This window comes from Moorena producens PAL-8-15-08-1, assembly GCF_001767235.1.
Classification (GTDB): Bacteria; Cyanobacteriota; Cyanobacteriia; order Cyanobacteriales; family Coleofasciculaceae; genus Moorena; species Moorena producens_A.
In genome coordinates, this window is the sequence record NZ_CP017599.1 from 2169351 (window position 1) to 2182092 (window position 12742).

At 39.8% G+C, this 12742-nt stretch carries 14 protein-coding genes; 2 read left to right on the forward strand and 12 right to left on the reverse strand.

All coding sequences use genetic code 11. The features are described from left to right. Positions 1–289 precede the first annotated feature (289 nt). The 7 genes from BJP34_RS08360 to BJP34_RS08385 all read right to left on the reverse strand — a co-directional run bounded on the left by BJP34_RS08360 (position 290) and on the right by BJP34_RS08385 (position 7061). The gene (locus BJP34_RS08360) at positions 290–619 is read right to left on the reverse strand and encodes a helix-turn-helix domain-containing protein (protein ID WP_070391949.1); all 330 of its coding nucleotides are present in this window, start codon (positions 617–619) and stop codon (positions 290–292) included. Between the two features lie 19 nt (positions 620–638). After that, positions 639–1010, reverse strand: a complete 372-nt coding sequence (locus BJP34_RS08365) for a type II toxin-antitoxin system RelE/ParE family toxin (RefSeq protein WP_229424288.1) — start codon at positions 1008–1010, stop codon at positions 639–641. After that, positions 1011–1160 carry a hypothetical protein gene (locus BJP34_RS42750; protein WP_158517087.1) on the reverse strand — a complete coding sequence of 50 codons (150 nt, stop codon included), beginning with the start codon at positions 1158–1160 and terminating at the stop codon, positions 1011–1013. A 23-nt stretch (positions 1161–1183) separates the two neighbouring features. Then, positions 1184–4153, reverse strand: coding sequence for a WD40 repeat domain-containing protein (locus BJP34_RS08370; protein ID WP_070391950.1), 2970 nt, complete (start codon positions 4151–4153; stop codon positions 1184–1186). 124 nt (positions 4154–4277) lie between these two features. Next, positions 4278–5141: a hypothetical protein gene (locus BJP34_RS08375; protein ID WP_202972077.1), complete on the reverse strand. Its 864-nt coding sequence runs from the start codon at positions 5139–5141 to the stop codon at positions 4278–4280. Between the two features lie 27 nt (positions 5142–5168). Beyond that, positions 5169–6311: an IS4 family transposase gene (locus tag BJP34_RS08380; RefSeq protein ID WP_070391951.1), complete on the reverse strand. Its 1143-nt coding sequence runs from the start codon at positions 6309–6311 to the stop codon at positions 5169–5171. A gap of 96 nt (positions 6312–6407) precedes the next feature. Beyond that, the gene (locus tag BJP34_RS08385) at positions 6408–7061 is read right to left on the reverse strand and encodes a helix-turn-helix domain-containing protein (protein WP_229424289.1); all 654 of its coding nucleotides are present in this window, start codon (positions 7059–7061) and stop codon (positions 6408–6410) included. 623 nt (positions 7062–7684) lie between these two features. Here BJP34_RS08385 and BJP34_RS08390 point away from each other — a divergent pair. Both BJP34_RS08390 and BJP34_RS39090 read left to right on the forward strand, forming a co-directional pair. Beyond that, the gene (locus tag BJP34_RS08390; RefSeq protein WP_229424290.1) at positions 7685–8005 is read left to right on the forward strand and encodes a TRADD-N-associated membrane domain-containing protein; all 321 of its coding nucleotides are present in this window, start codon (positions 7685–7687) and stop codon (positions 8003–8005) included. 17 nt (positions 8006–8022) lie between these two features. After that, the gene (locus BJP34_RS39090) at positions 8023–8226 is read left to right on the forward strand and encodes a hypothetical protein (RefSeq protein ID WP_149030865.1); all 204 of its coding nucleotides are present in this window, start codon (positions 8023–8025) and stop codon (positions 8224–8226) included. Here BJP34_RS39090 and BJP34_RS08395 read toward each other — a convergent pair. The 5 genes from BJP34_RS08395 to BJP34_RS08410 all read right to left on the reverse strand — a co-directional run bounded on the left by BJP34_RS08395 (position 8161) and on the right by BJP34_RS08410 (position 12503). After that, positions 8161–8616 (reverse strand): SRPBCC family protein, encoded by a 456-nt coding sequence (locus BJP34_RS08395; protein ID WP_070391953.1) that lies wholly within the window; start codon positions 8614–8616, stop codon positions 8161–8163. The genes BJP34_RS39090 and BJP34_RS08395 overlap by 66 nt on opposite strands. A 341-nt stretch (positions 8617–8957) precedes the next feature. Further along, the gene (locus BJP34_RS08400) at positions 8958–9467 is read right to left on the reverse strand and encodes a late competence development ComFB family protein (protein WP_070391954.1); all 510 of its coding nucleotides are present in this window, start codon (positions 9465–9467) and stop codon (positions 8958–8960) included. Positions 9468–10517: 1050 nt separating this feature from the next. Then, positions 10518–11420 carry a ribonuclease HI family protein gene (locus BJP34_RS08405; protein ID WP_070391955.1) on the reverse strand — a complete coding sequence of 301 codons (903 nt, stop codon included), beginning with the start codon at positions 11418–11420 and terminating at the stop codon, positions 10518–10520. A 101-nt stretch (positions 11421–11521) separates the two neighbouring features. Further along, the gene (locus BJP34_RS47190) at positions 11522–11881 is read right to left on the reverse strand and encodes a hypothetical protein (protein WP_158517088.1); all 360 of its coding nucleotides are present in this window, start codon (positions 11879–11881) and stop codon (positions 11522–11524) included. A 139-nt stretch (positions 11882–12020) separates the two neighbouring features. Beyond that, positions 12021–12503 (reverse strand): polyketide cyclase/dehydrase and lipid transport protein, encoded by a 483-nt coding sequence (locus BJP34_RS08410; RefSeq protein ID WP_070391956.1) that lies wholly within the window; start codon positions 12501–12503, stop codon positions 12021–12023. Positions 12504–12742 lie beyond the last annotated feature (239 nt).

Below are 12742 nucleotides of genomic sequence, written 5' to 3' on the forward strand. Positions count from 1 at the left end.
GGATGAAAATCCCTGGCCCACAGGAATCGTGACGGTTATTTTGTGAAGCAGGATGAAGCAGTATGAGTTGGGATGTTGTTGGTTTCCAGCAGTTGCTGAGTAACTCAACAACAATGTAATAGTCGATTTGGAGTTGTTATCATATAAGTACAGCTGAGCTGTTCTTGTGACATATCGAAAAATTGAATGCGGTCAAGAATTGGGCTTAACCAAACTTGACCGATTTTTTTTGTTTTAGGGAGTCGGGAGTCGGTAGCCCAACAGTCACTTACTCATTGAAGGGTTATATTCAAGCATAAGATTGACGAATTACTTGTATCCTCCCACTAGATACAGTTTCGGGTTTTGGACTGACGCTAATTTCAATAGTTTGACCTAATGCTACCAAAAAAAATAATAGCTTTTCCAAGGAAAATCCTGGCAAGCGACCATTCTTTAAATCCATCACTTGAGGAGGATCAATTTTCAAAATATTAGCCACATCTGAATCATCCAACTGTCTTTCATCAATCAGATCGTAAATGAGTGAAGCTAGTTTAACCTTAGCCAACTTTTCTTCAGCATTAATAAATCCTAAATCTGCAAAAATGTTACCTGAGCTTACAGTATAATCTGGCATTATTTTATCCTTGGTGCTATTAATCTTGTTGTTTAGCAATATCTTGTGCTTGTTTTAGGCGTTCTTTAATTAAATCCATAGTCTGCTTTGGAGTTTTAATACCTGTCTTTGACTTTTTTTTAAAGGCGTGGAGAACATAAATAGTATTCCCAAGTTTTACGGCATATACTGTTCTGTAAGTATCTGTTTTATAATCGCTGACAATTTCTAACACTCCATTTAATCCTTTCAAAGGTTTAATATGAGGATGAGTTTTGTTTTTTTGAACCCGATAGAGAATGTAACCAACTTCATCGATGACATCTTCAGGAAACCCTAACAGTTCCTTTTTTGAAGGTCCCACCCAAATAACAGTTTTCAGTAATTCATCTCCCATGTTTAAATTTGGCATCTAGATCCTAAAATTGCTCTTGTTGACTTTCTTGTGGGTAAACCATCTTGGCAGAGACGATTCTGGGATTAGCTTTATCTCCGTTAAGCAAAAGGAATCGACAGAACACTTTTCTCTATAGTACCTAGCAACATTCATGAGCGACTGCATCAACAAAGAATCAAATCTTATTACTACTCCCCACTCCCTACTCCCGACTCCCGACTCCCGACTCCCGACTCCCGACTCCCGACTCCCGACTCCCTACTCCCCACTCCCTCCAAGCGCAGAAAATGCATATTTCCCCCTTCATCCCCTGCGACAATGGTTACATCATCCGGTGCAACGGCACAACAGTTGATAGCACTTTCTCCAGTAAACTTAGCAATAACTTCCCGAGTCTCGAAATCCCACACTTGGAGTGTTTTATCGGAAGATGCAGAAATCACTAGCTTACCGTTGGATGTTACCTTGATCCGATTGATGGAGTCGGTATGACCTGTAAAGGTAAAAATTTCCTCTCGCTTTTCCAAATCCCAAATTTTGATGGTATTATCCTTGGAGCCAGACACGACGTACTTACCATCTGGGGTTACGGCGAGAGTATTGATTGAATCGCTATGACCTTTAAGGGTGAAACATTCTTTTCTAGTTTCTAGATTCCAAAGTTTGATAGTTTTATCCTTGGAGCCAGAAACCAAATACTTACCATCTGGAGTGATAGCTAAACTAGTTATCTCCTTGCGATGACCTTTGAGGACAAAACGTAATTTTTGGGTTTCCAGATTCCACACTTTAATAGTGCTGTTAGTTGAACCAGCAATTACATAGTTGCCATCTGCAGTGATTGATAGAGTTGTTGCAGAATCCTCAAATATCTCACATATTATAAGTGAAAAATGAAAGATTACAAGCAATTTTATCATTCCATATAACATAAGTAATGATAAAATTGCTTCAAGTATATCCCATAAATATATATATTGATTTGAATACAATAAAAATATTGTAATTACTAAGCATATAACAGATATTATCAAATACAAATAAACATAAAAATATTGCTTAATTGATATTAACTCAAAAATTTTATCTTTTTTCCTGTAATTCCATACAGTTAAAAATTGATAAAACCCGATTTTTTGCTGATTTATACAAACTAGCAAATTATTGCTTGCAATCTTAAATTCAACAAATTTTCTATTCCTTTTAAAAGGATTTATTTTTTTAAAACTTTCTTTTAATGTGTTTGGAAAAGAAAAAGAATGACTCATTATTTCTATGAATTCATAATTTTTGCTGTATTTTGATAATTTTTGATTGAAAATAAAATTATCAAAATACAAATAATCAAGTGTTTTATCGAAAGATTTCTCTATATTATCAAAATGTCTACCTATTAGTAATGATATTGTCATATAAACAACGAATATTATAAGGAATATTGGAAGTAAAAATAAAGATGATAAAATTATAAAAATTATACTAAAAATATTTACAAAAACCATATTAGTTATAGAAAATAAAAATGTTAAAAGTTTGTAAAAATAAGTCCATATTACTCTTTTAATTAATCTATTAATTAAAAATATATAGTGTGCAAATTTTACAACAATATTATCTTTAAAATTGTGATTGCTATAAAAACTATAAATTATATTATTTTGTTGTAAATTGACAACTTTTATAAGGTTATCTTGTAAAGCAAAAATAGCTTGCTTGCCATCGGAAGTAATTGTTGCATCATTTATGGATTTTTTGTTATATTTTAATTTCAAAAACTTTTCTTTTGATTCTAAATTCCAGACCTTGACTGTTTTATCCTGTGAAGCAGAAATAATCTTATTGCCATCTCGTGTTATTTTGATATCATAAATTAAGTCATCATGGGCAATAAAACTGAATATTTCTTTTTCAGATTCTCTATCCCAAATTTTAAGAGTATTATCGAAGCAAGAATAAATTACCTGTTTACCGTCAGGTGTAACAGCAAGAGCACTAATAGAATTTTTATGACCTTTAAGGGTAAAAGCTTTTTCTTTCGTTTCTAAATTCCAGATTGTAATCATGTTTCTACCTTGATGACCATAACCAGAAATTAGCCACTTACCGTCAAGAGTAACCGCTATTACATATAATCGCATCAAGGAGTATGTAACTAAAAAATAAGGATATAATGTTTCAGGTATATGCCTAAGAGTAAAAATCATTTTTCCATTTGTTAAATCCCAAACCTTGACAGTTCCACGCTTTCCTCCAGAAATTAAACGGTTATCAGAGGTAATAGCAACAGTTCTCACGAAGTCTCTATGACCTTTTATAGTTAACTCTTCACCAGTTTCCAAATCCCAGGCTTTCATAGATTTATAGTTTGCAACTGATACTGAAACCACTTCCTTGCCATTGGGAGTAACCGCTACAGCAACTACAGGGTGACTATGACCATTAAATCTCTGTATTTCTTTACCCGTTGCTAAATTCCAGACTCTAACCGTATGATCAGATCCACCAGAAATTACCCTAGTTCCATCGGGAGTAACCGCTACAGCATTGACGGGAGAAGTATGACCTGTGAATGTTCTAATTTCTACACCTGTATTCAAATTCCAGACTTTAACGGTGTGATCCGATGAACCAGAAATTACCATGGTGCCATCTGGTGTGACAGCAACCGCATTTACTGAGTCACCATGACCACTAAGGGTAGATAGTAAGGGTCCAGTAGGGGGACTTAAGGTAGCTCTCAAGCTACGCAAACAAGTGGTATTAGTTTGCGGTATCTGTTGTAATAATCGTTGAATGTCTGGGGTATCAAAATCTAGTAAACGCCCTGACAGTTGCCCTGCTAATTGATTTGGATCTTGACTTAAGATATGTGTTGATAGTCGCAAGGCTCCCTGAATCAACTTCAGGGATGTTATCGTTTCCTCGCTGTAGTCTGGATGAGATAAGTCTATATCATCAATCAACTCATAATCTTCAATCAGTGCCTTGACACCAAATTCAGGATGATTAAGTTTGGCTTCGATAAACTCATAATTACTCAACAAACGAGATAATTTGTTAAGGTTCCCACCTTCTAACCACAAACGGGGAATTTCACCCAAAAAATGCTCTATTTCTTCTGGTGATTTTTGCGCTAACCAACTGCGAAGATTACTCATAATTCAAGGGGTGCATCTCAATGCATGCTGTTTGATCCGGTGGTGCGTTACGGGGCTGGCTGTCGTAACCAAGCACGAAGAGTCGGAAAATTAGGGCGACCGCCCCTAACGCACCCTACAGAACTCATAACTCCAACCCTTCTGTCATATTATCTGCAACTTCAGCACTAATATTGGGTAACATCACGCCCGCTGCTTGCACAATATCCTGACGATGCAAAAAATCTCGGAAACTTTCGTGATAAAATCGATAACGTGGTGGTCGATAAGTTTCTTGTTTCTGTAAAAATTGTGCCCATCCATCAAGAACTTCCTGCACGGTGAATTCATCCTGCTTAGAATAGTTGGCAATTGCTTGACGGGAAGCCGCGCTACGTAAGGCACACATGACATAAACAATTTTAATTTTAGCCCTGGGTAAAGGCTTGGTTGTCATCCCCATCAGCTGCCAATGGTTTTCGTAATAGCCTTGTAACCCTATCGGTAATTCATTCAAGGGTTTATCATTATAAAAGCCATCGGCTATGGCTGGCAACACACAGCGCAAATACATAAAGTTATTTTCGCTTTTTAGAGCAATCTCTTCCACAAACTCCTGATTAGAGAGGGCACGTTGCTGGTTAATCCACTGACTCAAACCCTGTTTATACTCCCCATGTTCCAGCAATTGCCAAATATACTCCTTTACATCTCGATAGCTTTCTTGATAGTTTTCCCTTAAATCCAATTCTTGGCTTGGTGTAGCAGGAGATAGCTGCAGCCTTTTTTCATTCTGATTATAGGGTCTTCTGGTCAGGATAAAATAAACACGGTCTGGCAAAATAGTCGGTAAATATAAAAGATTTCCAGCTCCCTCTTGGTCAACTTCATCCAAAGCATCCACAACAATCACCAACCGTTCACCGGCAGATAATTTTTCCCTAACCTTAGCCAACAAGGTTGATAAATCAGCATCTTTAGCATCTGACAACTGGTAACGAGTGGTCAATTGTTGCTGGGGGGGCGACGAAATACGCTAAAATCCAGACTCTATAAGCGACCTAGCCCTTAGACCTCGTTGATAATACTTTCGTTTATTAGGATTTAATCTCATTAATTCGGTTACTAATTCTATACAAACATCTTTAAAATTAACCCAGGTTTGACCATATAAACCAACGTAAAAACTACTATGCCTCCGCTCTATTCGACCAGATTCTTTGACACGACCAATATAGTTTTGTATTCCTTGACGTTTAATCTGCTGACCTTGAAATGTTGCCGAAGTGTAAGCTATAGCTATCAATAAAACTATAGAAATAAAGCGTTCACCTTCAAGCTTGGTGTCCTCTAAATTATAACCACCTGTTTTAAAATCTCTAAACATCTCCTCGATATCAAATCTTTTTTTATAAGCTGAAACTGCCGACTTTAAGTTAGATAAATTGGTCAGTAAAAACCATCCTTCTTTCGGGGATGTACCTTTGAGTTTACGTTGCCATTTACAAGCTACATTAAACTTGAAAAATCCCCTAGTCTTGGTCACTTTAACTCCTTGGATAAATAAAGACACTCCAGGTACTAAACCTAAATCATTGAGTTCAACCCAATTATCTTTTTTATATTCAACAAATTCATTCTTTTTTAAGCGTAAACAAAAAAATACACCCAAGTCTTGTAAGTATTTTGCTAATTTAACTGAGCAAAATTCTCGGTCTCCTAATAGGCAGATTTTATAGTTTTCAAAAATTGGTATAACCTTTGATAATACACTTTTTTGTTCTGTTAAATTACTACTCCCTAACTTTGGCAACAAAGTAAAATAGATTGGAAACCCTCTTTTATCCCAAATTAAGCTAACCATGACTAAATTAATGTGACCCCAATTTGTTCTATCAATTGCTAGATAAATTAACGTTTCCGAGTTGAAGTATGTTTTTAATAATTCTTCAACTATTGGAAACCAAACTTCTTCAATTGTTAAGTTTGGTAAAGATAGAAATCTTTGGATTCTTTTTCTTCTACTTTCAAATTTAATCGGTAAAGGGAGAGCATTGGCTAACTTTTCTACACTAACTTTTTTAATTGAATGTAAGAGATTAACGAAAATTTTTAAAAAAATATATTCGGCTAGAGTAAATTTACTTTTTAGGTGGTTTTGGTATAATGTGGATAACATTGTCAACAGGTAGGTTTTGTTGCAAATAGAAGACCTACCTTTTTTTTACCATAAAATTGTACAACCTTTACATAGCAATCATTTGAGCCTGTTTCGTCACCCCGTCAGCAATTGTTGACGGATTTTCCTGAGGAATAATTCTGGACGATTCATGCCCTCAGCACGACTATTAAAAAAGCAAATCGCGTCTGGATTCTCTAATACATACTTAGCAGCAATAGCGCTTTTACCCATCCCAGCATCAGCAATAACAGTAAAGTAGCCATGAGTAGTGTTGCTGAAGAATTGTTCAATAGCCTTAAAGACAAACTGACGTCCGCAAAATAAGTGAGTTTTGTCTTTAATAAGTTGTTCAAACTCTGGTGGTAACTGCTGTTGAGGCTCCCAGTATTTTTTGTCAACGATATCAGTTGGTTTAAGATTTAGAACCTTGCAAATATTTCTAACTGCCCATCGTTCCACTCCATGGGGACAATCTTTAGTGCCAAGCAACCGCTTAACGGTATCGACAGAGACATTGGCTTGCTGTGCTAGTTTCTCTTGAGTTAGTCTAGCGTCTTTGTAAGCTTGTTTGAGTCTAGCTTTACCTTGCTGACTCGATCGCACTTTGTCAGATTCACGCATTTTGATTTTAGGGAGCAGGGAGTAGGGAGTAGGGAGTAGGGAGCAGGGAGCAGGGAGCAGGGAGCAGGGAGCAGGGAGTAGGGAGTAGGGAGTAGGGAGTAGGGAGTAGGGAGCGATGTACCTCATGGTTATTAGAGGATATCTCCCAAGTTTTTTGATACTGAATTTTGCCCCCCTAGCCCCCCAACTTTGGGGGGAACAAGAGTCCATTTGCTTCTAAAAGTCCCTTCCGGTGCGCGCCTCCTAGGGCGAGTAAATCGCCCTTGGGTCGCACCGCAAAATTGGGGGACCAACGGGGGCTTGGATGTAGCAAATGGGACTTCTCAGACAACCTCTTAGGAAACGCGATCGCATTTCTAAATGAGATGTAAACCTGTATGGTCTTTTTTTCTTCTCCAATCAAACTCCGGATCTCTTTCCCCTCTTGCCTTTTAGCTCTTGCCTTTTGCCGGAAAAGGCAAAAAGTGTGTTTACAACCCAGATATAAACGCACTTATAGGAACCAATCAGGAGTTTAACCAACTAGGGCAGATAGGTTTTATTGATTCACCTATTTGCCCTAATCTATTTTATAAGGTTTTTCATAGCTATGAGGTATACAGGATTTTCCCTCTTCCGTTCTCTGCTCCCTGCTCCCTGCTCCCTAAAAGCCAATAGGGCAAAGGCTAACATAAACTAAACCTATTTGCCCTTGGCGTGTATAGTTTCCTCTGAATAAGATACTAATATCAGCAGCCAACGATAGAAGATTGAGGAGACTAACAATGCCCTTTAATTTTTATAAGAAGCCACAAAATAACGATGACTACCGTAATATCAAAGAAGAAATTATTCTGGAATTATTACGACAAGCAAGACATAGTTACAACCTTGCTCTTGGTGTAACTGCTGCATCAGCGTTGATGACTTTATTTGGTGTCGGATTGTTTTATAGTAACAAAGTTTCGGAAGCAAGCCTGACAGCATCGGGTGGAGTTTTGGGGACTATTACTAGTGTCCAATTCGCCAAGGATTCAAAGGAAGAGCTAGAGGAAATGATGGAGAAGTTGTTAGATGAAACAGAACAGTAGTGTGGGGAGATGGGGAGATGGGGAAATGGGGAGATGGGGAGATGGGGAGATTTGTATTAATGGTAGTGGTAAAATCCCTATATACTTTCTTGCCTCTTGCCTCTTGCCTCTTGCCTCTTGCCTCTTGCCTCTTGCCTCTTGCCTCTTGCCTTTCCCTACGCCACCAACTTACAACATTCTCGTTGGGTTACTTCATGGCGATAGCGAAACATTTGCTCTAGTTGCAGGGTTACTAACCAACCAAACATCTCTTCGACTAAGGATCCTCCTGGTAAAGCAAATTCAATGGAATCAGTTAGCCTAGTTTTCTGGTCTTCTGGAATAAATTGATGGCGATGAAGCCAATAGTCAAATGGTCCTTCTTTTTGTTGATCACTGAAGATTCGGTATTGCTCATACTCGGTATGAACAGCAATCCATTGTATGGGAATTAGACCAAGAAAAATCCGAAATTCCGAAACAGCTCCAATCCCTAAACCTCCTTCACGACGGATCACCTGGATTGGTTGCCAGGGTGGAGTTAGGAGATCGAGAATATCATCTCGCTCATGAAAGTTCCAAACTATCTCAACTGGTGCATTGATGATAGTAGAATAGTTGAAGTGCAGCATTACAGCAGTTTTGAATTGGGTTAGGTACTTACGCCAGCGGTTTTTAGGGAGCAGGGAGCAGGGACTTCGGAGCAGTTAAGAGGTAAGAGGGAAAAAATCCTGTGTACCTTATATCTATGAAAAACGGTGTAAATCACCAATTTATAAATAAATCTAAAACGCTGGTTTAGAGACCATACCCTGTCAACCTACCCTACGGGAACGCCAAGGGCGAACAACCTGTCAACCTGTCAACCTTCAACTGATCAACTTGTTAACCTGTCAACCTGTCAACCTGTCAACCTACCCTACGGGAACGCCAAGGGCGAACAACTTGTCAACCTGTGAAAGCAATCAAAAGGTTAGAGCTGGTAACGAGAGTCATTCCAACCATAAATTGGGTCTCTTGGCTGCTCTTTTTGGCGATTTTTTCTGAGCTGAGTTGCTCTAATCAGGGTTTGCTTGACAATACTAACCAGGTTATACCATGTTATGTTCTGATTTTTGAGTAATTCCCGGAGTCCTTGCAGAGCCAGTTTAGCGGCTAGAGATTCGGTGTCTTCTTCTGGTCTGATTGGTGTACAAACCCTGATCGGGTCTCGTTGTACGGCAGCAAAGGCTTGACGCACAGTAGTGGTAATCTCCTGCCTTAGTTTTTTGTGACCCTTTAACTGCTGCTGACGCCTCCCCTCTTCACAGGAAGCATACAGAGGTGGTAAACGATTGAGGGCGTAGGTAGCCACTTCTACCTGGTTGATATACTTAGCTAGCTTCGGGGAAAGTCGAGACTTTTGACGCTCTACTTCCTGAGCCACTAAGATTTCCATTACATTTTGATAGGTTATTGCTTGATGTGATTGATGTGCTTCCATGACTTAACCAATTAGATATTGCAATAATTAAAAAGTCGTTGACGAGTGGCAAGATCAAATGATGGCAAGGTGAAAGACATTTTGTTTTGCCTACGCAAGAAGCAGCTCGTCAAATGCCCTAGTTGGGGTTACCGTTTCTTAGTAACCCATTTTTTGAACTCCTGTTGGATTAGCTTTGAGCTTCTACTACTGTAGTGAAGCTCTTTTAGATAGCTGTTATGTATCCTCTCAGGAACTCTAAACAATAGCTCTTTAGTATTTTTTTAGATTTGAGCTTAACCCCACACCTGGCCAGGGGAATCTGGTACTCACAATAATAACTCATCTTTTTCTTTCCGCCTATGATATATATCACAGGCAAAAGCCATGGTTGCGATCGCAATCCCAAGGGTGAACCAGTCGCATTTTGTATAAATCTAGTACTAATTACTAAGTACTCAGGTCTTGCTCAGAGTTTTTACCAAAAATTTTGGGTAATCGCGCCCCTAGAGACGCGCGCCTTAGAGAGGGTCGCCTTTAAGGTGGGTCGGTCTCGCGCAAAAAGGTGAAAACTTGATAATTAAGGCGACCCTCTCTTACGGTAACTTTAAATCCTTATAGGACGGCTTTCAATATTTAAGTTAAAACTTGACAGTTTTCGCACTGCGTGTTATCATGAAGTTATAAACAAAAAACTAAACACTAGATAAATACTATCTAATCATAAGTAGACAACGTAAAAAATATGTAAGAGATACATATTGCGTAATTTGGTCTAACGACTTAAAAGTCTATGAAAAAAAATTAGATAAAAAAAGTATCTATCTGTATGTAAAAAAAAGGTAAGGTACGGTGGGGCACACCGAAACCTAGGTCGAAGACTAAATACGCTTGTGGAGAGGAGACCTCTATTTTTCCAGGCTCCGGCCTGGTTAAACAAGTCACCCCGTTGTTCGCGTAGCGTGGCCAAAGGCCAAGCAAGAATCCCCGTCCTTCCAGGGCGGGGAGTGTCAATTGTTACAAATTACCTAGGATTGCTAAAGCGATAATAATGTGTTATAATTAAAAGGTTTATTTATTTTTTTTACGACGCTCGATAATCTTTTCAGATACTTCTAAATCGACCTGGACTTTTCTAATTGCTAAGTCTGCGGGTAATCCTCTGAGATACCAGCGGTATACCTTGGCTAAGGTAGAGTCATCAGCATCAGCCATAGCCGATGCGATCGCATTTTGAACAGCACTAGGTACCATTTCCTTTAGGGTGGGGAATCGCTTGCTAGTCAACTCATCCCGACCACTTTTCAAGTTTAAGAAATCTTTAAATCCAGCCTTTGTTCCCATCGCAATCAGCTCATAGATCTGGTTAGCAAGTTTTGGTAGAGGTTGAACCTTGGGCAACTCAGAGAACTGCTCAGGCAGTTTTGCTATAGAAGGTTTAGCCTTGGGCAACTCAGAGGACTGGTTAGCCAGTTTTGGTACAGCAGGTTTATCCTTGGGCAACCCAGTTGGGTTCTTTCTGACAGCGTTAACCCCTTGGCGTTGATCCATAGCCTGATTCGCAGCGGCATCGGCTTCTGAATTCTGTGCTCGGGGAATCCACTCCAATTTAACAGAGTCAAACTGATTCAGCAGTGACTTAGCCTTTGTCCATAACGGTCGTAAGTGGGGTGTTTTAACTCTCCAGGTACCTTTAAGCTGATTGATAACTAGTTGAGAATCTCCTTTTAGGACTACCTGGCCAGCACCGATTTCCAAGGCTTTCTCCAAGCCAAGAATGGCTCCAGTATATTCGGCCTGATTGTTGGTAGCATGAGGGAAAAATTGACTAACCCTAATGGTTTGAGCTCCCGGTTGTTTAATAATAGCAGCAGCACCGGCTATTCCAGGATTCCCACGAGACCCCCCATCAAATAGGATAGTAATTTTGTTGTTAGTCTTTTTAGCTGTTACGTTGACTGATTGGTTGTTCATTTAGATTCGCTTTTGCGTTCACCCAGCGGCTCCTACAGAGCATCGCCAAATGCCTCTGAAGAAGGGAATTCTAGCCTACATATAATAAGGTATAGCAGTTCTTAATGAGGTGAGGGTTTTCGTGCTGGGTTAATGGGAGTCGGGAGTCGGGAGTCGGGAGTCGGGAGTCGGGAGTCGGGAGTCGGGAGTCGGGAGTCGGGAGTCGGGAGTCGGGAGTCGGGAGTCGGGAGTCGGGAGTCGGGAGTCGGGATCGGGAGTCGGGAACAAAAATTATCACAATTGATGTAGGGAGCACTAAATTCTCTGAAAGTGGTGTTATTATTGGTTAGCATTAAGTCCTTGGCTAACGGGCTACTAGTAATGCGATCGCGCAAGTTACCCTTTCGACAAACAGCCATAGCTATAGGTTTATACCCAGTTCCGGTCAAACATACAACTTTCTGTTCTCCCCATCTCCCCATCTCCCCATCTCCCTATTTCCCCATCTCCCTATTTCCCCATCTCCCCATCTCCCCATCTCTCCATCTCCCTATTTCCCGATCTTCCCATCTCCCCATCTCCCGATCCAACCAATCTACTATCTTTGAATGCAACTCGGTATTAGATTGCTCTGACCTGCTCGGCAGCCTGGGCTAATTCAAATACCACCCGCGCCACGTAGGGGCGAATCATCCACCAGATTAAGGGTGATAACCAGCCTTTTAGGGTAACTGAGTAGGAAATATAGGTACCACAAAGGGTGGATTCTACCTGGTAAGTCACCCGATTTTCCACTCCAGGGATTGCCAGAAATCGTATACTGAGTAGTTCACCGGGTAAGACACGCTCTACAAAAATTCGCACTGGAATTGGGATCAAGCGAGTGACTACCTGATAAATTAAACCAGGTTTAGCCATTAAACCTTTCGGAGCATTGGTACTTGACAGTAGGGGATTCCAAGACACATCGGCTAAGTTGATCAATTTTTGCCAGAGAACTTCCACTGGGGCAGTACTCAGGGCGCGATAGGTCTTGAAGAGGGAAAACTTACACCAAATCCCCTCGTGACCAGCAATTAACTTGAAAGAAAAATTAAGAATCACTAGACGCCTCCCCCAGCTATGCTCAGGCAGATTTATGATCTTCCCCAAATGGCTTTGGTTGAAAAATCCCTCTTTATTTAGGATATGATCTCAACTGCCTGGGAGTTTTGCCAACCCCCAGGGATTCCCCTGAAGGTACCCGATCGTACCAACCAATAATTACCAACCAATAATTACCAACCAATAATTACCAACCAATAATTACCAACCAATAACATTGGCAAGGCAAACTTAAGGTT

Coding starts and splice junctions, on each gene's coding strand:
- BJP34_RS08360 (WP_070391949.1), bottom strand. CDS start 619: ATGCCAGATTATACTGTAAGCTCAGGTAACATTTTTGCAGATTTAGGA.
- BJP34_RS08365 (WP_229424288.1), bottom strand. CDS start 1,010: ATGCCAAATTTAAACATGGGAGATGAATTACTGAAAACTGTTATTTGG.
- BJP34_RS42750 (WP_158517087.1), bottom strand. CDS start 1,160: ATGCAGTCGCTCATGAATGTTGCTAGGTACTATAGAGAAAAGTGTTCT.
- BJP34_RS08370 (WP_070391950.1), bottom strand. CDS start 4,153: ATGAGTAATCTTCGCAGTTGGTTAGCGCAAAAATCACCAGAAGAAATA.
- BJP34_RS08380 (WP_070391951.1), bottom strand. CDS start 6,311: ATGTTATCCACATTATACCAAAACCACCTAAAAAGTAAATTTACTCTA.
- BJP34_RS08385 (WP_229424289.1), bottom strand. CDS start 7,061: ATGAGGTACATCGCTCCCTACTCCCTACTCCCTACTCCCTACTCCCTA.
- BJP34_RS39090 (WP_149030865.1), top strand. CDS start 8,023: ATGGGGAAATGGGGAGATGGGGAGATGGGGAGATTTGTATTAATGGTA.
- BJP34_RS08395 (WP_070391953.1), bottom strand. CDS start 8,616: ATGCTGCACTTCAACTATTCTACTATCATCAATGCACCAGTTGAGATA.
- BJP34_RS08400 (WP_070391954.1), bottom strand. CDS start 9,467: ATGGAAGCACATCAATCACATCAAGCAATAACCTATCAAAATGTAATG.
- BJP34_RS08405 (WP_070391955.1), bottom strand. CDS start 11,420: ATGAACAACCAATCAGTCAACGTAACAGCTAAAAAGACTAACAACAAA.
- BJP34_RS47190 (WP_158517088.1), bottom strand. CDS start 11,881: ATGGGGAGATGGGGAGAACAGAAAGTTGTATGTTTGACCGGAACTGGG.